The 21,012-nt window shown below is 36.7% G+C and carries 12 protein-coding genes; 7 read left to right on the top strand and 5 right to left on the bottom strand.

All coding sequences use genetic code 11. The features are described from left to right. Window positions 1–14: 14 nt before the first annotated feature. Window positions 15–3,914, bottom strand: coding sequence for a two-component regulator propeller domain-containing protein (locus tag C8N37_RS19950; protein ID WP_170114572.1), 3,900 nt, complete (start codon window positions 3,912–3,914; stop codon window positions 15–17). 423 nt (window positions 3,915–4,337) lie between these two features. On the opposite strand from C8N37_RS19950, the gene C8N37_RS19945 reads away from it, so the two are divergent. Then, on the top strand, window positions 4,338–6,422 hold the full coding sequence (locus C8N37_RS19945; protein ID WP_108160583.1) for a S9 family peptidase: 2,085 nt from the start codon (window positions 4,338–4,340) through the stop codon (window positions 6,420–6,422). Between the two features lie 39 nt (window positions 6,423–6,461). Here the strand turns inward: C8N37_RS19945 and C8N37_RS19940 are convergent, their stop codons facing one another. Together C8N37_RS19940 and C8N37_RS19935 are read right to left on the bottom strand one after the other, a co-directional pair. After that, entirely contained in the window at window positions 6,462–7,409 is a 948-nt protein-coding gene (locus C8N37_RS19940; RefSeq protein ID WP_108160582.1) for an MlaD family protein, read from the bottom strand. 66 nt (window positions 7,410–7,475) lie between these two features. Further along, complete coding sequence (locus C8N37_RS19935) at window positions 7,476–8,294, bottom strand: N-acetylmuramoyl-L-alanine amidase family protein (RefSeq protein ID WP_307724977.1); 819 nt, start codon at window positions 8,292–8,294, stop codon at window positions 7,476–7,478. A gap of 169 nt (window positions 8,295–8,463) precedes the next feature. On the opposite strand from C8N37_RS19935, the gene C8N37_RS19930 reads away from it, so the two are divergent. From C8N37_RS19930 to C8N37_RS19920, 3 genes are all read left to right on the top strand, one after another. Then, window positions 8,464–11,109 (top strand): putative LPS assembly protein LptD, encoded by a 2,646-nt coding sequence (locus tag C8N37_RS19930; RefSeq protein WP_228115781.1) that lies wholly within the window; start codon window positions 8,464–8,466, stop codon window positions 11,107–11,109. Between the two features lie 89 nt (window positions 11,110–11,198). Further along, window positions 11,199–12,461, top strand: a complete 1,263-nt coding sequence (locus tag C8N37_RS19925) for a competence/damage-inducible protein A (protein ID WP_108160581.1) — start codon at window positions 11,199–11,201, stop codon at window positions 12,459–12,461. 107 nt (window positions 12,462–12,568) lie between these two features. After that, complete coding sequence (locus C8N37_RS19920) at window positions 12,569–13,954, top strand: dihydrolipoamide acetyltransferase family protein (protein ID WP_108160580.1); 1,386 nt, start codon at window positions 12,569–12,571, stop codon at window positions 13,952–13,954. Between the two features lie 74 nt (window positions 13,955–14,028). Here C8N37_RS19920 and C8N37_RS19915 read toward each other — a convergent pair whose 3' ends face one another. Then, entirely contained in the window at window positions 14,029–15,384 is a 1,356-nt protein-coding gene (locus tag C8N37_RS19915) for an MATE family efflux transporter (RefSeq protein WP_108160579.1), read from the bottom strand. Window positions 15,385–15,591: 207 nt separating this feature from the next. On the opposite strand from C8N37_RS19915, the gene tatA reads away from it, so the two are divergent. From tatA to C8N37_RS19900, 3 genes are all read left to right on the top strand, one after another. Next, window positions 15,592–16,149 (top strand): Sec-independent protein translocase subunit TatA/TatB, encoded by a 558-nt coding sequence (gene tatA, locus C8N37_RS19910; protein WP_108160578.1) that lies wholly within the window; start codon window positions 15,592–15,594, stop codon window positions 16,147–16,149. A gap of 96 nt (window positions 16,150–16,245) precedes the next feature. Continuing rightward, the gene (locus tag C8N37_RS19905) at window positions 16,246–18,492 is read left to right on the top strand and encodes a Tex family protein (protein WP_108160577.1); all 2,247 of its coding nucleotides are present in this window, start codon (window positions 16,246–16,248) and stop codon (window positions 18,490–18,492) included. A 60-nt stretch (window positions 18,493–18,552) separates the two neighbouring features. Next, a complete protein-coding gene (locus tag C8N37_RS19900) occupies window positions 18,553–18,843 on the top strand; it encodes a hypothetical protein (RefSeq protein ID WP_108160576.1) in 291 nt (96 codons plus the stop codon). A gap of 278 nt (window positions 18,844–19,121) precedes the next feature. On the opposite strand, the gene C8N37_RS19895 is transcribed toward C8N37_RS19900, so the two are convergent. Then, window positions 19,122–21,008 (bottom strand): RagB/SusD family nutrient uptake outer membrane protein, encoded by a 1,887-nt coding sequence (locus C8N37_RS19895; RefSeq protein ID WP_108160575.1) that lies wholly within the window; start codon window positions 21,006–21,008, stop codon window positions 19,122–19,124. Window positions 21,009–21,012 lie beyond the last annotated feature (4 nt).

The raw sequence follows: 21,012 nt of genomic DNA, 5'->3' as shown, positions 1-21,012 counted from the left end.
CATAAGAAACTTACTTAAAGCTTCTTACGATAATAAGATGGCAAATTATCAAAAGTGGCTTTAAAGTATTTAGTGAATTGTTTTGGATTACCAAAACCGACTTCGTAAGCAATTTCTGAAATAGATAAGCTTGAATGCTGTATCAGGTGCATCGCTCGTTTCAGACGGATATGTCTGATATATTCCGTTGGAGAATAGCCCGTAATCGCCAGAATCTTTTTATAAAGACCAACCCGTGTCATATGCATATTTCCAGCTAATATTTCGACAGATAATGTGGAGTCTGTCAAATCTCGCTCGACTTCTAAAATGAATTGACGGATGAATTTTTCATCAGCAGATTCTACCTGTGGTTGGCTGAGGGCGATAGTAATCTGTTTTTGATATTTTTTTACGAGAGATGATTTTTGATCCAGCACACTCGCTATTTTAGATTTCAATAATTCAAAATTAAATGGTTTTAAAACATAATCTGAAGCACCTGCACGAAGTGCCTCCAGTTGTATTTTTTGATCCATTACTGCAGTTACCATAATTACTGGGATATGTCTATAGCGATCTAATGATTTTAAATAAATACAAAAATCTATACCACTTTCACCTGATAGCTGGATATCAGCGATCACTAAATCATATTCCTTTTTTGTTAAATAGTCTTTTGCTTCCTTCACAGAACAAACGCCATCAATAAAAAAATCATCGATTAAATTGCTTTTCAAATATTCCAAAAACTCCACATGATCTTCAATGAGCAAAATCTGGTTCTTCTTTCTTGCAGGACTTTCCTGATTTGCTAAAGGCAGTTTGACCGCTTCTATCGGTATTTCAACTTTAAAAATAGATCCTTCGCCCTCTTTACTTTGAATTGAGATCTGTCCGTTCAGAAAGTCAACATAATCTTTGACGATAGATAGTCCAATACCAGTTCCCTGATTTAAGCGACCATTATTGACATCATATTGAAAATAACGATCAAATATCCGAGTTTGATATTCTATAGGTATCCCTAAGCTTTCATCCTTAATCTCTAATCGCCAAATATCTAAAGCATCTCGTTTTTCATCAATGGTAACATTAATGGTTATCTGACCTCCGGATCTGCTGAATTTAATTGCATTTGACAATAAATTGAAGATGATACTTTCAAATTTTCCTTTGTCAAAATTCCCCAGATAATGATCTCGATCATAATTTGTTTCGATATGAAGAGCATTTACTTCAGCCAATTGATAAAATGGTTCTATTTGCTCTTTCATGAACAGTATCAAATCTCCATATTCGTCGATACGAGTAATCTGATTTTTTTCTAGTTTTCGAAAATCCAACAATTGATTGACCAAGATCAACAAACGAGAGGCATTCTTATTGATCAACCTCAAATTTTCTTTCTTATTCGGATCTGTTTCTTTTTGTAAAAGCTGTTCAGAAGGTGTCAAGATCAAACTTATAGGTGTTCTAAACTCGTGACTTACGTTGGTAAAAAAACGTGTTTTCAACTCATCGAGCTCTTTTGCTTGTATAGCCTGCTCATTGACCAAAATCAATTGGTTTCTTGTTTTTCTGCGCAGCTTCAGCCAAGCCTGCCACAAATAGATACACGAGATGGAAATGATGATATAAATCAATATTGCCCAATTGGATCTCCAAAAAGGAGGATCTATAACCAAAGTCAATAGTAATGATTGTTCAGACCAGCTTTCATTATCCACCGAATGACGTATATAAAAATGATAAGTTTTTGAATCAAGATTGGTAAAATTGGCTTTCATCGTCCCTGTTTCAAAATCAAACCACTCGTCACTTAACCCATCGAGTTGATATTGATAAATGCGATTATCTTGTTGCAAATAATTAAAGGATGATAATTCTAATGAAATGGCATTTTGATTAAATGGCAATTTTAATTTCTTCACAGCAGTCAATGCTTCATTAAAAATAATCCTACCATCAACACGTTCGCCTACTGCAATTTTGCGATTAAAAAGATAGATATTGGATAAAACAGGATTTATATTTTCTTTTGGTCCCAAAATCATATTGGGATCAATGATATTATAACCCTTAGGCCCACCAAATATGAGCTGTCCATTGTGCATCTTCAAAGCCGAATTTTCATTAAAGACATTACTTTGAAGTCCCTGCTCTTTATTGAAATTACGTATAACAAATTGATTAGAATTTTTAATCGGAACGATCTCAGATAGTCCCTTAGCAGTGGATGCCCACATATTATTCTTATCATCTCGAATCAAGGCCAGTGTCGCATTTTCTATCAGCCCATCTTTGGTATTGAGATAGTGTATGGTATCCTGTTGAATTATATTTATTCCTTCTTGGGTGGCTACCCATATACGTCCCAAATCGTCTTCTTTAATGTCGTAGATGAGATCGTTGGAAAGCCGCAACTTACCTTGCTTTTCACTAAAAAGATGAATTTCTCCGTTTGGCTTGATCAATTCAATACCCGTCGCAGTACCCACCCAGATATTTTGTTTTGAATCTTCAAATAAAACGGACACATATGTACTGGAAATCGGTTTTCCATCACGTGAACGGAAAATGGAGAATTTTTCACTTTCCTTATCAAACAAATATAAGCCAGCAGATAAGGTCCCAATCCAAAAACGTCCTCTTGAATCTTCAAAAATTTCCCAGACACTATCATCTGTTAAGCGGTCAGGTCCTTTGTTATATGTTTTAAAGGATTGACCATCAAATCGGCTCAACCCTCCATGATAGGTACCAATCCAAAGTATATTTTTTTGATCTAAATACAGGCTTACAACCACATTGCTGGGTAAAGAGTTCTCCTCTTTCGGATGGTGTATATACTGCTTGTATACTTTCTCATGAAAATCATAATGTAATAAACCTCCCCCATTTGTTCCAATCCATAAGTTATTATGCTGATCTTGAATAAATCGATTCACATCATCGAATGGTAATGTTTTAGCATAACCTGGATAATTTTGGTAAACAGGAAACAGCAATAAATTGGGATGATAGTAACTAATTCCGCCCTTATATGTTCCCACCCATATGATTCCTTTTGGATCTTTATAAAGAGAAGTAATGCTGTTGTAGGGCAAACTTCTTAAATTATACTCCTCATGATTTATAATATGTATAGATGCAGTTCTCTTATTAAATACATTGATGCCGCCATGATCTGTAGCCAGCCAAATCAAACCATCTTCATCTTGAATAATATTTCCAACAAAAAAATTGGAAAGTCTTTCTTTGATGTGGATCATTTTATCCGAGCCTTCCTTGATCCAAAATGTACCTATTGGAACATCTTTTGAATATACCCACAGATCTCCTTCTCGATCTATAAAAAGACGATAATTGACACGCTGTAGATGAACTGGTAATGAAAATTGCTTTATTGGTTGATATGATTTTTTATGAATTAATTGCGTCAAGCCACTCTCATATATAATCCAAAAAGATTCTTTAGCATAAGGTAATACATCAACTATTTTTTGATTTTTTATGGATACAAAACGCTTGTTTTTTTTTGATATAGAATCAAATAAGACAAGCGAGCTATCTCTATATAAAATTGCATATTCATGATCCCCGAAATCACGAATCATCTCGGGATCTCCAATAGGGAGATTCAGAACATGAAGAATGGAGTCTATATTTTGAATAATAACTCCTTTTTTTTGATCGTAAACATTCATTTTTGAAGAGGTGCGAATCCAAACTTGCCCCTCTGGTCCTTCAAATAATGCCGATATAGGATTACTGCTCAAACCAATCCCTTTGTTAGATGAATAACGGAAATTTGTAAATTGATGCCCATCAAATCTGCTAAGTCCAGATTCTGTACCAAACCACATATAATTATATTGATCCCTCAAGGTGCAATTGATATGATTATGTACTAGACCTTGATCTGACGTCATATTTTTGAATGCATATCCTATTCCTTGATTTTGACTGAAACAAAAACTAGTAATCCATGAAAAAATAAGTGTACAAGCTAAAAGTAATACCTTGGGAAACATCAAATTGGGAGTTAGTGGTTTAACATCAATATTAACAAAAAAAATCATTTAAATAAAAAGAAATACCCGTCCAAGCGAAAAACTATTGCCCAGACTTATGGCAAGCATATGATACAGCAGCAAATCCCAACATTGTACAAGTGAATAAATTTTCAAAAGATTTACATCATGACTTCATCAAAATCGTTCCTGAATAGAAAATAGGAATTACATAACATAAAGTAGATTTTGTATCTTGCATGCTCATAATTGTATTTTTTATGAATCGAGTGAAAAGAACTCAATCCATGATCACACTCCTTATTAAAATAAATTATTTTGATGAAAAAAAAATCTTTAATAACGCTTTCTGTATTACTATGTGCTTCGGCAACTATAGCACAAGAAAAGAAAGAAACCAAACTGACTGTAAATATGGAAACACCAACAAAAACTCCATTAGACCCGCAAACATTATGGAAGTTAGGACGTGTTTCTGCCGAAGGAATTTCACCTGATGGAAAAACACTGGTATATGGTGTCTCAAATTATGCTGTGGAGACCAACAGCTCAGAGAAAAACTTATACACCTTATCATTGGAAACAGGCAACTCTACTCCCCTAACTAGTGAAAAGGGCGGTGAGTCTGTGGTGCAGATAACAGAAAATGGTGATATCATTTATTTGTTCAAAGGACAGCTTTGGAAAAAGAACAGATATAAGGGTGAAGCTGTACAATTGACAAATAGCGATACTGAATTAGAAAATGTAAAGCTATCTCCAAATGGTCAATACATATTATTCAGCAAAGCTGTTTTAATCAAAAAGTATCACAGTACAGATAAATATCAGGATTTACCTAAGTCCGATGCCTATGTATTCGACAATCTGGACTACCGCCATTGGGATACTTTTAATAATGGAAAATTTAACCATCCATTCGTTGCTTCCTATAATAATGGAAAAATTGGTGAAGCAATTGATCTGTTACAAGACGAGCCATTTTACAGTCCTCAAATGCCGTTTGGCGGATCGGAAGATTATGAATGGACCCCCGATAGTAAAGCGGTGTTATATGTAAGCAAGAAAAAATTTGGTACGGACTATGCCGTAAGTACCAATACGGATATCTATCGTTATGATCTTGCCACCAAGCAAACAACCAATCTAACTGAAGGAATGCTTGGCTACGACACCAATCCAACTTACAGTCCGGATGGAACCAAGTTGACTTGGTTGAGCATGAAAACGGATGGTTACGAAGCGGATAAAAATGATATCATTGTCTTTGACAAAGCATCTTCTCAACGACTAAATCTAACCGCGCATTGGGATGGTACGGTAAACTCTTTTACCTGGAGTAAGGACAATCGCAAAATTTATTTTGTTGCACCTTCTAAAGGAACGGTACAACTTTTCGAATTAGTTGTTCCTACTAACTTTAAAAACAAATCCTTAGCTTCCATCAAACAGATTTCTGAAGGAAATTTTGATATTACAGGAATTATTGGACAGGTCGATAATCAGTTAATTGTAACTTCAACAAAATTTACAAGAGCTACAGAGGTGTACCGCTATGACTTAAAGAGTAAAAAGTTAACTCCATTGACCACTGTCAATGATAATATGTATGCACAGATCAGCGATAATAAGATTGAATCCAGAATTACAAAAGCCTCTGATGGTCAAGACCTTTTTTCGTGGGTCATTTACCCTCCTGATTTTGACCCCACAAAAAAATATCCAACGATCTTGTACTGTGAGGGCGGACCACAATCTGCTTTAACACAATTTTATTCATTCCGTTGGAATTTACAGCTTATCGCATCTCAAGGATATATTGTCATCGCCCCCAATCGTCGCGGCATGCCCGGATGGGGAGTAAAATGGAATGAAGCAATCTCCAAAGACTGGGGTGGACAGCCTATTCGTGATTACTTATCTGCCATTGATGATATTTCGAAAGAAAAATACGTAGATACTACACGCCGCGCCGCTATTGGCGCTAGCTATGGCGGTTATTCGGTATATATGCTCGCTGGTGTACATGAAAATAGATTTAAAACACTAATCGCTCATAACGGCTTGTTTGACATGAGAAGCTGGTACGGTACGACAGAGGAAATGTTTTTTGCTAACCATGAGCTGGGCGGCCCATACTGGGACAAAGCAAATGAAAAATCATACACAACATTCGATCCATCCGAATATATCGAGAAATGGAATACGCCTATTTTGATCTTTCAAGGTGGTCATGATTATCGCGTGCCGATAGGACAAGGACTTGGAGCTTTCCAAGCTGCGCAGTTAAAGAAAATTAAAAGTAGATTGGTTTATTTACCCGATGAAAATCACTGGGTGCTATCGGGACATAATGCTCAAGTATGGCAAAGAGAATTTTTCGGTTGGTTAAAGGAAACATTATAAATAACAAACGGGCTCGATATAATTTCGAGCCCGTTTGTTTTATTCCTCACCCTTCTTTCCAAAGATGGAAAGTTTAATATATTTCCCAGGTTTTTCTTTAATATCTTTCATCAGATGATCTAAACTTTGCGATGCATTATTTAAATTATCATACAGCTTCTCGTCATTGATCAATAGGCCTATTGAGCCTTGTCCCTTATTGATCTTATCTACGATCGTTTGAAAATCGCTCATAGCCGTATTAGCTTTATCCATAGTTTGTTGGAAATCAAGCTTAGCAGCTTTATCTGTTACCGTATTTAAATTGGACATAATAGCTGTGATCTGACCGCTATTATTTTTAAATGTATTGGTTATAACCTCCAAATTAGAGATGATCGTAGTTAATCTTTTTCGTTCCGAACCCACAAGTCCCTCTACATCTTTCGTGATTAGCTCCACATTTTTTAAAGATGTTGAAATACTATGTACACTTTCCTTAAAGTCTTCTTGAAACTGATCGTCCAATACAGAATTGACAACTGTTAATACCGAATCTAATTTTATGGTGATGGTTTCAACCCTTTTCTGTATGGGTTCGACTTTATCCATGATATTAGCCTGAATACCTGAAGCTAACATATCACCATCCTTGGCCAACTCTGTACTATTACCCATATCAAATACAATCGCTTTTCCACCAAGTAAATCCGTACTGGCTATTCGTGCTATTGTATTTTTGGGCACCTTATATTCAGAACTGATTTTAAATTGTGTCAAAATACTACCATCAGGCTGCAAGGTCATTTTAGACACACGTCCAATTTGATATCCATTTACCAACACGGGTTTAGAGGCAGTCAGACCATCCACAGATTGATAAGATGTATAATATGTATTGTCACTGCTAAATACATCATTACCCTTTAAAAAGCTATACCCAATAAACAATAATGCAACTGCAACTACAGTTAAAATTCCGACTTTGGTCTCGTTTGATATTTTCAAAATAATATTTTCTTAAGTTTTATATGAATTCAATTTATCATTTAAACAAGACAAATGCAAATAAGTTTATCGTTCGACACTTTTTTTGAATGCACTAATGGCTGCAACTAAGTTTTGTACGATCTGTTCTTGTCCTTCGTCCGATAACATAAAAGCTTCTTCAGTACGATTATTCATAAAACCTATTTCTGTCAAAACCGCAGGCATACCGGCCTCTGCTAAGACGGCTAGTCCTTGTTCTAAAATCCCCCGGCTTACACGACCCGATTTTACGTATTCCTGTTGCATCAGATTGGCCAACTTGATACTCTTCTCACGATATTGATTTTTCATCAAAGAGAAGATGATATAACTTTCAGGATCTTTGGGGTCAAATCCTTGATAATTTTCTTTATAATTTTCCTCTAATAGTAGCGAGGCATTCTCACGAATTGCGGCAGTCTGCTCACCTAAGCGGTGTGATCCAGATACGATCGTCTCTGTTCCTCTAGAAGAGCCTCCTGGAGCCGAGTTGCAGTGGATAGAAATAAATATATCCGCTTTTGCGGCATTAGCCATACGAATACGCTTATATAAATCAATAAACTCATCTGTTCGTCTAGTAAACATGACACGCACACCTGGTAACTGTCGCTCAAGTTCCTTTCCCAATTTCAATGCTACGTCCAAAGCAATGTTTTTTTCTAAAGAACGTGAACCCTTTGCTCCCGAATCTCGCCCTCCATGACCTGCATCAATAACAATTGTTCTAATTTGATAAGCTTGTGGTGGTGGGGTAGCGTTTGTTTGTGGAGGCGTAGCACTGGTCAAAACCATAAATAATAAAATCGCCGGGGCTAAAAAAAATATAAATTTCCGCTTTCTAATATTCAAATCTGATTTCATGTATATTTTTTTAATTTCTGTAATTTAATAACAAAATGTAATGAGTAATATTGTGCTACAAAAATAGAAAATGTTAATCTCGTTAAAAAACGTCAATTTCTATTTGTTTTTGACTAATTTTGTCAAGCTTAGTTTAATTTTTTTACAAAAATAACATTTGTCTTTAATTTTGAAGTCGTTAACACACATTTTAACCATATTTCTTATTCTTTCGCTAAGTGTTTTTTCAGCATTTTCGCAAGATAAAACTCCCGTAAAGACAACGTCAAAGAATCTAAAAGATTCTGTTTCGGTCATAGGAACTCCTGACTCCATTCGTGTGAAACGAGACTCCACCCTAATAAACAAAGACAGTACCAAAAATAAAGGCGGATTACAGGCGGAAGTTAGTATTATCGCTCGTGATTCACAGCGTACTGAAGTCGATAAAAACATAAGTCACTTGTACAAAGGGGCTAAGGTTAAATACCAAGATTTTGAACTATCTGCAGATTATATTCGATTAGATCGAAATAAAAAGCAAATATTTGCTTCAGGTGTGATCGACCATAATGGCAAATATGTCGGCCGTCCTATTGTGATGACGGGTGCTGAAAGTCCTAAGACAGTAGACTCTCTGTTATACGATTATGAGAAACAAGAGGGTAATACCTATGGAATCATGACCGATGTAGAAGGAGGATTCATCCAAGCAAAGGTAGTACGTAAAAACTTATACGATGAAATGTCTTTGTACCATGGTCTATACAGTACTTGTAATCTTCCTGAGCCCCATACACATTTTGGAATTTTCCTCAGCAAAGGGATCGTGACCAAGAATCAGATCATCGCAGGACCTTCTTACCTCGTATTGCAAAATATACCGCTCAAGTTTATTGGTTTCCCATTTGCTTTTTTCCCTAAACCGGACAAAAGATCTTCGGGATTCTTATTCCCATCTTTTGGAGAAGACTATACCCGTGGTTTTGCGATGCGTGATATCGGTTGGTACTTAGCATTCAATGATTATTGGGATAGTGAAGTACGAGGAAGTTTATATTCTAAGGGATCTTGGGAAGCTTCCATCAATACCCGATATACTGTAAATTATAAATATAATGGTGGATTCAATATCCGCTATGCTTCCACAAAAGCCGGTGTGGAAGGAACCGATAACTATGGTACGAATAAAGATTTTAATGTCACATGGAACCATACACAACGTCAAGAAGCAAATCCAGGGACATCTTTCTCTGCTAATGTCAATTTTGGAACAGGATCTTATTTTAGAAATACGGGTGCAAACGGTACCAATACCTATAATGATATCACTAAAAACAATATGTCTTCTTCCATCAGTTATGGTAAAGTATTTGCCGATGGAAAAGTAAATTTTACTTCCAGTCTGAGTCACCGTCAGGATATGAGTACAGGGAATGTTTACTTGCAATTGCCTAATTTTAGTTTAAACGTTTCTTCTTTCAATCCTTTTGATTCAAAAGACCGTGTAGATGAACAAAAATGGTATCAGCGCATCAATGTCGGTTACAGCTTGCAAGGAACAAACACGTTAAATACAGGTGATTCAACCTTATTTACAAAACAAACTTTAAAACAATTTACAAACGGTTTTCAACATAATATTCCGATCAGTCTATCTTTAAATGCATTCAAGTATTTTCAGTTTAATACAAGCGTGAATTATACCGAAAGATGGTATTTACAAAGTACACGTCAACGTATGGAAAATACGAAAGAAGGCTATGTTGCTGTGAAGGATACTGTACAAGGATTTAGAAGAGCATACGATTACTCTGTATCAACAGGATTATCCACCAAAATTTATGGTATGTATCCGAAAATCGGTAAAATTCAAGCCATAAGACATGTCATCACGCCGTCGGTCAATATTAACTATAGACCAGACTTCTCAGACGCGATGTATGGATTTTACAAAAATTATGTCGATCAATATGGAATGATCAACAATTATTCTATTTTTCAGGATAACGTCTATGGTTCTCCATCTGCTGGGAAATCCATGGGAATTGGTTTTTCCGTAGATAATAATATCGAAGCAAAAATAAAAAGCAAGTCTGATACAACGGATGGTGGGTTTAAAAAAGTTCCTTTACTTCAAGGCTTATCTATAAGTGGAAATTATAATTTTGTGGCTGATTCCATGAAATTATCACCGCTTAACTTTTCTGGTAGAACAGCATTATTCGGCGAAAAGATAAATGTCAATTTCAATGGTACATTAGATCCATATGCCATCGATCAAGCTGGCCAACGCTATAATAAATATGTCATTAATGAGGGTAAACTTGCTCGTTTAACTAACTTCGGATTATCCTTTGATTATAGTCTCAACCCTAAAGCTGCCAAAAATAGAAATAATAATATTGATTCTTTGCGTAGTCAGATTGGTAGTAACATGACACCAGAGCAGGCACAAGCTTTATCGCGCATCAGTGCTGATCCAAATGCATTTGTCAATTTCAGTATTCCTTGGAATTTAGCAGGATCATTTAGCTTCCAATATTCTAAACCTGGTCAAGTTTCTACCATTACAAGTACAGTCAATATACATGGTGATGTCAGCCTAACTCCCAAGTGGAAGGTTACCTTTAATTCAGGTTTTGATTTAAAAGCAAAGGAAATCACATTGACACAGTTCAATATTTATAGGGATCTTCACTGTTGGGATATCGCGATTGGATGGACACCATTTGGAAGATATCAAAGTTACAATTTTACGATCAGGGCCAAATCTTCCATCCTACAAGATTTGAAACTTTCGAAAAGAAATAGTTCAGGAGGCAGTTATTATTAATAACTGCTTTTTTTATTGTAAAGCACCAAGGTTCAACAAAATTTCGTAGCTTTTGCGATTTAACTTATATACGGATTTATTAGATATCCATGAAAGCACATATCATAACTATAGGGGATGAAATTTTAATTGGTCAAATTGTAGATACCAATTCAGCGTGGATCGCAACTCAGCTCCATATCCATAACATTGCCGTCTCACAAATTCGTTCGATATCGGATCAAGATGATGCCATCTTAAATGCGTTATCCGATAGTCAAAATCAAGTAGACCTCGTGCTCATCACAGGAGGATTAGGACCGACTAAAGACGATATAACCAAGCAGACTGCAGCAAAATATTTTGACACACATTTGCGACGTGATCAAGCGGTATTACAGCATGTAACTCAATTTTTCGAATCACGAGGGAGAACGATGTTGGAAATAAACAGACAACAGGCAGATGTTTTGGAAGGCTGTACAGTCTTATTTAATCAATATGGTACAGCACCCGGAATGCTCATGAAAAAGGAAAGCACCACCTATATCTTTATGCCAGGTGTTCCTTTTGAAATGAAGCATTTAATGAATACCCAAATATTACCACGACTTACACAACAAGATCATACAATCTTTCTTTCACAGGAAAACATTATTGTTGGTGGGATCGGAGAATCATACCTGGCTGAAAAAATTGCTGATATAGAATCTGAATTGCCCGCATCTATAAAATTGGCTTACTTGCCAACATTGACATTTGTGAGACTTCGTCTTTCGGGCAAAGGATCGGATCAAGAAGCAATAACAGCCAGCACCAAATATTATGCTGAACAGATCATCCATAGACTTGCAGATCATGTTATTGCAAACTACGACACGACTATAGAAGAATTTTTAATCCAAAAATTCATTGGTCTCAACTTAACATTGACCACCGCAGAAAGTTGTACTGGAGGTAGCTTGGCGGCTATGATCACCGCTATTGCTGGTTGTAGCGCGATGTATGTGGGTGGTACTATACCTTATTCAAACAAATTAAAACAACAGCTTTTAGGTGTCAGGGAAGAAACGCTACTTCAATACGGTGCTGTGAGTGAACAGACGGTAATAGAAATGGCGGAAGGTGCCAAAAAGAAATTTGATACAAATTATGCCATCTCTACAAGTGGTATTGCTGGCCCGGGTGGTGGTACCATAGACAAACCTGTAGGTACAGTATGGGTCGCTGTGGCAGGTGAAAGGGAAACCATAACTCAGAAGTTTCAATTTCAAAATGACAGAACAATTAATATAGAACGAACAAGACAATTGGCTCTTTTCATGCTTTGGCAACTTCTAGTCAAAGAGCATCAGATAGGCATTAGTTTGTAAAATATTATTCCGCAAAAGTTGATTTATCAAAAATTATATTTTACTTTGTAAAATATAAACCTTAAAATAACTAACTTAGTATTTAAAAGGATTGCAGTTGAATTATTATGGCATTATATAAATTATTACTTCCTAAAATGGGGGAAAGTGTATCTGAAGCTACTGTAACAAAATGGTTAAAACAACCAGGTGATACCATTAGCGAAGATGAAGCAGTGTTAGAAATCGCAACCGACAAAGTAGACTCCGATGTGCCTTCTCCAGTAAAAGGAATATTAAAAGAACAACTTTTTTCAATCGATCAAGTTGCACAGGTGGGTGATATAATCGCTATTATTGAGATCGAGGGTGAACATAGTGTGGAAGAGACTATCCCATCAAATGCGGAACAAACTTCAGAAACCATCGTTAACCAGATCGAGGTTACGCCAACAACCATACAGATCGAGGATAAAAAGATTGAAATACCTGGTTTAAATCAAATTCAACCTACGCTAGAAAATCATCAATCTAGCATTCATAGTGGAATTAGATTTTATTCCCCATTGGTCAAAAATATAGCATCCCACGAAGGCTTAAGCCAGCAGGAGTTAGATCAAGTGGCAGGTAGTGGATCGGATGGTCGTGTTACAAAAGAAGATATTTTAAAGTATGTAGCAAGCAAAAAACAACAAACTGCTTCTGCTCAAACCAATACTAGTCCAACAACAACCACTGCTCGTGTAGAGAAAAAAGAGGAATATGCTGCTGCACCAGTTGAGACAGCACATACAATCAATTCCGGCGGAGATGAAATCATCGAGATGGACCGTATGCGTAAGTTGATTGCAGATCATATGGTTAAAAGTGTACAGACTTCGCCACATGTATGCTCATTTGTTGAAGCTGATGTAACCAATTTGGTTAACTGGCGCAATAAGGCAAAGGAAATCTATAAAAAGAGAGATGGTGAAAATATTACCTTCACTCCCATTTTTATTGAAGCCATTGCTAAAGCATTAAAGGATTTCCCAATGGTCAATGTTTCTGTTGATGGTAATCACATCATCAAAAAGAAAAATATCAATATCGGAATGGCAGCAGCGCTGCCTAATGGAAATTTAATCGTTCCTGTGATTAAAAATGCCGATCAATTAAGTTTAGTAGGACTTAGCAAATCGGTCAATGATCTGGCTAATCGTTCACGCGCTAATAAATTAAAACCAGATGATACGCAAGGAGGTACGTTTACCTTTACTAATATCGGTGCTTTTGGCAATATTATGGGTACTCCTATCATCAATCAACCTCAAGCAGCGATCTTAGCTGTAGGGACGATTAAAAAGAAACCTGCAGTTATCGAAACTGAACATGGTGACCTCATTGGTATCAGACAAATGATGTACCTGTCCCTATCGTATGATCATAGGGTCATTGATGGTGCTTTAGGTGGTACATTCTTAAAAAGGGTCGCCGACTATTTAGAAAATTGGGATATCAATCGCGAAATATAAGCGCAACGCAACATAAAAAAATCCTTCTCTGTAAATATAGAGAAGGATTTTTTTATGTCTAAAATATGCTTGTGTTAAGAATTCAAATGTTTTTGAATAACAATACGGTAACGCCAATATAGCAATATGGAAGAGGTTAATAAACCCATGGTCAAACCATACCAGATACCCTCAACTCCCATTCCTAAATGAACACCCATAAAATAACCACTCGGTAATCCAATGATCCAATAAGCAATAAAGGTGATTAAGGTCGGAATATTGACATCACCCATACCCCTCAACACGCCCAAACCGACTACCTGAGTTCCATCAAATAGTTGAAATAATCCGGCTATAATTAACAGGTGTGAAGCAATTGTGACTACTGCCATATCCTTTGTAAAGATAAAAGGCAGATAATTATTAAAGATGGCAAAAATAGATGCTGTCAAGGTCATAAAGATCAAAACCAGTTGATAAGATGAAACTGCGAAACGCTGTAGTCGAAAGAAATTTTTGTTACCAAAGCTATTTCCTGTCTTAATTGTTGCAGCAGCAGCAATTCCACTAGCCATCATATAGGTCATCGCAGCCAGCTGAATAGCAACTTGATGAGAAGCTTGCTCTACGGCACCAATTGTACCAGCGATGAGTGAAGCGCCGGCAAATGCGCCAATTTCAAACACATATTGCATCGCCACAGGTGCCCCAATTTTCAATATTTTTCGAACACGAATGAGATCAACTGCCCAAAGTTTAAACTTACTGATGTAAGGCTCAAAATAAGAAGATTTCATGACGTAAAATAGCATAACTACCATCATCATAACACGGTCGATCAACGTACTGTACCCTACTCCACTAACCCCCATCGGTTTGATACCAAACATACCTTTAACAAAAATGACTGCTAAAATAATATTAAGTACATTTCCCCATATGGTGATGTTCATCGCCTGCTTAGTGAATCCTAATCCTTCTGCAAATTGCTTGAAGGCGCTAAAGATCATCAGAGGTAAAATCGATAAACTTAATATTAGTAAATAAGGTTTTGCCTCTTTTACAACTGCAGGATCTTGGTCTAAGTGATCAATAGCCAACATCGACCCAAAATAAACAAGGCAAAACAACAGTACTCCTGCTATAGCATTGATCCAAATACTATTGGATAATAATTTGGCACATTCTTCCTTATTGCCACGTCCGTTTTCTTGTGCGATCAATGGTGTGATACCATATGCAATCCCTAGTCCGATCACCATGACGATCATGAAAACAGCATTGACCAATGATACCGCAGCCAAGGGTATAGTACCGGCAAAGTGCCCTACAATAACACTATCAGCCATGTGCACCATGGTATGACCCAATTGAGAAATCACTACTGGACCAGCCAGTATAAAAGTGCTCCAATAATAAGGCTTGTAAGATTTTAATCGCTTCAACATATTTCCCGCTACTAAATTTGAAAAGATTTCAAAAGTACGAGATTTTTCTCACTCCTACATTTCTTATCTATCAATAAATGATAATGAAATTGTCAAATTAACCCACTAAATTTTTACAATTGAATTGTTAATATTTACTTAAACACTGTTCCATTTTTAAAATATTGCTGTAACTTAGCATTTATAATTTATTAAAACGATAGTATAATGTACAGTCAAATATTTGCATTTCTTAACATAGGGACATCAGAAATGATGTTGATTTTGGTCATCGCTCTTTTATTATTTGGTGGTAAAAAACTTCCTGAATTAGCAAGAGGCCTAGGTCGTGGAATTAGAGAATTTAAAGATGCTTCTGAGGGTATCAAGAGAGAAATTTCTGATCAAATTAATAATTTCGAGAAAGATATTGATTTAAAAGTTGAAGAAAATCCCTTAGCAGAAGTTCAAGCTGCGGAACAAAAGGTAAAAGATGATGCTGAAGCTGAAAAGACGGATGAATCTGAAAAAAAGACTCCTCAATTTACGGCGCCCGAAGGCACTATGCAATACAGCCGTCAACCTGATTATGGCGAAGAACCTAATCATTTTCAATATGGCTACAATGATCATTTTGCAGAAAATGCACAGACAGCTGTGACAGAGGAAAATCCAACGACACCTGTTGAAAGCCCAGTAGCACCTGTGGAACATCCAACAGCATCTATTGGAAAAACAACAACAGATCCTCTTAAAAATACAGAAGAACCTTCGAAAGAAGCATAAGTTTAAGCATTTTATTTTCAATAAGATATTGTCAAATAAAGCTGTTGGATTATTTCCAGCAGCTTTCTATTTTAATAAATATTACATTCCCTATTTATGACACACGAAATTATAGTTTCGAAGGAATTAGCAATTAGCGAAAAACAAGTACAAACAACGATTGGTTTACTAGATGAAGGCGCTACGGTTCCTTTCATATCTCGCTATAGAAAAGAGATGACAGGTAGTCTAGATGAAGTGCAGATAACCACCATCCGTGATCGCATCCAACAATTACGTGACTTAGACAAAAGAAGGGAAGCGGTCTTAAAGTCCATCTCAGAGCAGGGAAAATTAACGCCTGAATTAGAACTCAAAATCAAGAGTGTCGAGACTATGGCCAATTTGGAAGATATTTATCTTCCTTACAAACCTAAGCGTAAAACACGCGCAAGTATGGCTAGGGAAAAGGGGCTTCAACCACTGGCTGACCTCCTACTCGCTCAAGACCGCACTGATTTCACAGATTTAGCAACATCACTAATTGATGAAGAAAAAGGTGTAAACTCGGTAGAAGAAGCATTATCTGGTGCACGTGATATTATTGCAGAAACCATTGCTGAAAATGCGGAGGTAAGAGATAAAGCACGAAAAATATTTTTAGAAAAAGGTCAGTTTGTATCCCGTGTTGTACCTGGAAAAGAAGAAGCTGCATTGAAATATAAGGATTACTATGAATGGTCCGAATCCTTAAAAAATGCCCCCTCTCACCGTGTACTGGCCATGCGTCGCGGTGAAAAAGAAGAATTACTTTATTTGGATATTGAAGTGACAGAAGAAGAGGTCATCCCGGTCATCGAACAAATCTATATCAAAGCAAATAATGAAGCTTCGGCTCAGGTGCGTTTGGCATTGGTGGATAGTTTTAAGCGTTTATTAAAACCATCAATGGAAACCGAAATCCGCGTTTTGACACGTCAGAAAGCTGATGAAGAAGCGATCAAAGTATTTGCAGATAATGTACGTCAGCTATTGTTGGCAGCCCCACTGGGGCAAAAAAGAATTTTAGCGATCGATCCTGGATTTAGAACAGGTTGTAAAACTGTGGTACTGGATCAACAAGGAGCATTATTAGAAAACACAGCTATATTCCCTCACAGTGGCGCTGGCGGTCTTGCGGAAGCAACCCGTACTATTCCTTATCTTGTAAAAAAATACGATATCGAAGCAATTGCGATTGGTAATGGAACAGCTGGAAGAGAAACCGAAGAATTTATTCGTAAACTCAACCTGGATCAGGTGACTATTGTCATGGTCAACGAAAGTGGAGCATCCATATACTCGGCTTCAGAAACAGCTCGAGAAGAATTTCCAGATCAAGATATCACTGTCCGTGGTGCTGTCTCTATTGGTAGAAGATTGATGGATCCATTAGCAGAACTTGTGAAAATAGATCCGAAATCGATTGGTGTTGGCCAGTATCAACATGATGTCGATCAAAATAAATTGCAGAGCTCTCTAGATGATACCGTCATGAGTTGTGTCAACAATGTTGGTGTTGAATTAAATACCGCATCGAAACAAATTTTAGCTTATGTATCTGGTTTAGGGCCTGCCTTAGCACAATCAATCATCAATTATAGAAAAGAAAATGGTCCATTCAAATCACGTCGTGAACTGAAGAAAGTACCTCGCCTAGGAGACAAAGCTTTTGAGCAGGCAGCAGGATTTTTGCGCATCCGTAATGCTGAAAATCCTTTAGATGCCTCAGCGGTGCATCCCGAACGTTATAAATTGGTTGAACAAATGGCAAAAGATCTTTCAACAAGTGTACATGACCTGTTAAAAGATGCTGAATTAAGAAAAACGATACCATTAAAAAACTATATCTCTGATGAAGTTGGTCTTCCGACTCTGAATGATATTATAGCCGAATTAGCAAAACCAGGATTAGATCCACGTGAAAAATTTGAAGCTTTCTCCTTTACTGATGGTGTAAATGCGGTTTCTGATTTACGTGTCGGTATGAAATTACCCGGTATCATTACCAATATCACTAATTTTGGTGCTTTCGTTGATATTGGTGTGCATCAAGATGGGCTTGTACATTTAAGTCAACTCTCTAACCGTTATATATCCGATCCACATGAGGTTGTTAAAGTGCAGCAACATGTAGAGGTGACCGTAACAGAAATTGATGAAAAGAGAAATCGCATCGGACTCTCTATGAAAACTAGTGAAGTATCTTCTTCTCCAAAACCAAAAAGAGAACAAAAGACTTTTAACCAAAAAGATCGAAAGGAAAAAGAACCTGAAACAGATATGGCTTCTAAATTAGCAGCTTTGGCGAGCAAGTTCAAATAATAAAAAGGGTGATTTTAATAAAAATCACCCTTTTTATTTGGATTTAGTTATTTTAGAGATATGTTAACATTTGAAAAATTTTCATCTTCAACAGCATTAGCTGTTCCTCCTATGGATCTGTCTATTTGGCTAGAGTCACTATGGTGGGATAAAAAAGGCGATTGGCAAAAAGCGCATGATTTAATAGATCATTTACAAGATGCTAAATCTGCCCATATACACGCTTACTTACATCGCAAAGAAAAAGATCTTTGGAATGCTCGATATTGGTATAATCGAGCAAAAAAAGAAGAATTTAAAGGTTCACTCGATGATGAATGGGAGGAATTAGTAAAAATACATTTGTTTTAGTCATAGGTTAAGAACATATTTAGGTTTTAATTCCCATCGGGACAAAAAAGTTATTTGAAATATTCGATATGGCAATATAGCCTAACGAAAAACAAGAAGATATACTTACACGTCATGATAAATAAAAAATAATGATCTCCTTTTTTCATCTAGCGGATAAAAAAAGAGGTTATCTCGAATAACAAGTATGAATTTTTGCAGCTGAAGCTTCATACTTTATTCCGGATAACCTCTTTTACCATTAACGATCTAATTGAGCACGAGTGCCTCGTTCAGAATTAGTATCCCGGATTTTGGATTAATTTGGTATTTCTATTTATTTCATCGCGGTGAATGGATATAAAATACATTTTATCCAACCAGTTTCTATTTTCAATACCTGGTGCAATTGTATTCACTTTATAAGAGTAGGTATAATTGTCCGTGTTATATTGGTAAAGACTCACCAGCTTTCCTGCTTTCAGTGTACCAAAAATATTAATTAAGGTAACCTGTCTTCCTATTGTTTCCTTAGCATTCATCCAACGTCGTGTGTCAAAGAAACGGTGCTCCTCATAAGCCAGTTCAACCCGTCTTTCATTGCGATATCGATCTTTTAATTTTTGTCCAGATTCACTATCGGCAATAGCAGGCATACCCGACCTGAATCTAATCTTATTGAGCCACGTGCGTGCTTCGGCATCCTCTCCCAATTCGATACAAGCCTCGGCGTAATTTAATACTGCTTCTGTATATCGAAGTACAGGCCATGGCACACTTTGTCTGGTATTTTGATCAACGATTGCAGGATTGGCATCTACAAATTTTCGCATGTAATATCCCGTATAACTACCATTCCAATCTTCCACAGGAGAATTACGCGTATCTAATCCATATTGTATAGATTTAACTCCTCCTGAATTGGTCACCTCATATTGACCCGTTTGAATTTGATTTAAAGGATCACGATTTTTAACATCATCTGTTCTAGGTTTCCAAGTAGCGCCATCATATAAAATCGAAGCGCCTAACCGAGGATCACGATTGGTATATATATTTGCTGCGTGAGCAGGATTATTCCAATCAAATTTTTCGCCAGACAAAGTTTCATAGTCATCTACAAGCAACTGAGTTGGACTATTTCCAGCCCAATTGTGATAGCCATTAGGTCCATTGTTACGACCAACATATGCCCCTGCCTCATCTTTCAAATCATTGAAAAATCTTCCTAAAATTAAATCTCGTTTTGCATCAGCATCAGCAATTTTTGAACTTCCGCCCATGGCTAAAGCAATATAATTTGCACGTCCATCAGCTGGCGTTTCTTTCGTAGATAAATCTAACTTATATGCAAATTCTGCTTTATCCAGCACAGCCTTTGCTGCTGCTTTAGCTTTTTGCCATCTCTCTATTCTATTTCCAGAAACATAGCCTAAGTATTCGGGATTACCATAGGCTGAAATCGTATTTGATTTGGCCTTTGCAGTTGGGATATCGTGTAAGTCTGAAGCTGCATATAGCAACACACGAGCTTTTAATGCCAAAGCAGCAGCTTCATTGGTACGTCCATCTACTTTTGCCGCCCCATTCAATAAAGTCGCTGCCTGTTCACAATCTTTGACAATGAAATTGACGCATTCTTCGTATGTATTTCGAGCTGCAGTATAGTCTGTATCTTCGAGGGTATAAACCTTAGTAATCAATGGAATCGCACCATAAAAGCGTAACAGTTGCTGATAGTAATAGGCACGTAAGAAATAAGCTTCTCCTAACATCTGTTTAGCCTGCGATTCATTATTGAATTTTGGTTCAATAAGATTTTCGATCGCAATATTTGTCGCACGAATACGCTTATACATATTCCCATATTCATAAGAATCAACGATCCATCCCTGATCTGCTGGATTGGATCTACTCTCTGTAATGGTATTGATCCCTCTACCTGGATGAGTAAACATAGACTCATCTGTCAGCGAGGCTAACATCTGTTCGTTAAAACCACCTTGTCCAAAGCCATTATATAAATCATTTACAAATGCTTGAGCGAGTCCAGCATCTGTCCATACGAGCTCTTGTGGAACCTCTGAGAGTGGTTTAGTATTGACAAAATCATCATTACAGCTAGCAAATAGTCCCGTAAATAATAAGGCAGAAATCGGTATATAAAATAATTTTATTGTTTTCATAATG

This window comes from Sphingobacterium faecium (assembly GCF_003054045.1).
Lineage (GTDB): Bacteria > Bacteroidota > Bacteroidia > Sphingobacteriales > Sphingobacteriaceae > Sphingobacterium > Sphingobacterium faecium.
The sequence above is the reverse complement of the archived record's forward strand: the minus strand, read 5'-3'. Positions and strand labels throughout refer to the sequence as shown.

Coding starts and splice junctions, on each gene's coding strand:
- C8N37_RS19950 (WP_170114572.1), bottom strand. CDS start 3,914: ATGACGTCAGATCAAGGTCTAGTACATAATCATATCAATTGCACCTTG.
- C8N37_RS19945 (WP_108160583.1), top strand. CDS start 4,338: ATGAAAAAAAAATCTTTAATAACGCTTTCTGTATTACTATGTGCTTCG.
- C8N37_RS19935 (WP_307724977.1), bottom strand. CDS start 8,294: ATGAAATCAGATTTGAATATTAGAAAGCGGAAATTTATATTTTTTTTA.
- C8N37_RS19925 (WP_108160581.1), top strand. CDS start 11,199: ATGAAAGCACATATCATAACTATAGGGGATGAAATTTTAATTGGTCAA.
- C8N37_RS19920 (WP_108160580.1), top strand. CDS start 12,569: ATGGCATTATATAAATTATTACTTCCTAAAATGGGGGAAAGTGTATCT.
- C8N37_RS19915 (WP_108160579.1), bottom strand. CDS start 15,384: ATGTTGAAGCGATTAAAATCTTACAAGCCTTATTATTGGAGCACTTTT.
- tatA (WP_108160578.1), top strand. CDS start 15,592: ATGTACAGTCAAATATTTGCATTTCTTAACATAGGGACATCAGAAATG.
- C8N37_RS19905 (WP_108160577.1), top strand. CDS start 16,246: ATGACACACGAAATTATAGTTTCGAAGGAATTAGCAATTAGCGAAAAA.
- C8N37_RS19900 (WP_108160576.1), top strand. CDS start 18,553: ATGTTAACATTTGAAAAATTTTCATCTTCAACAGCATTAGCTGTTCCT.
- C8N37_RS19895 (WP_108160575.1), bottom strand. CDS start 21,008: ATGAAAACAATAAAATTATTTTATATACCGATTTCTGCCTTATTATTT.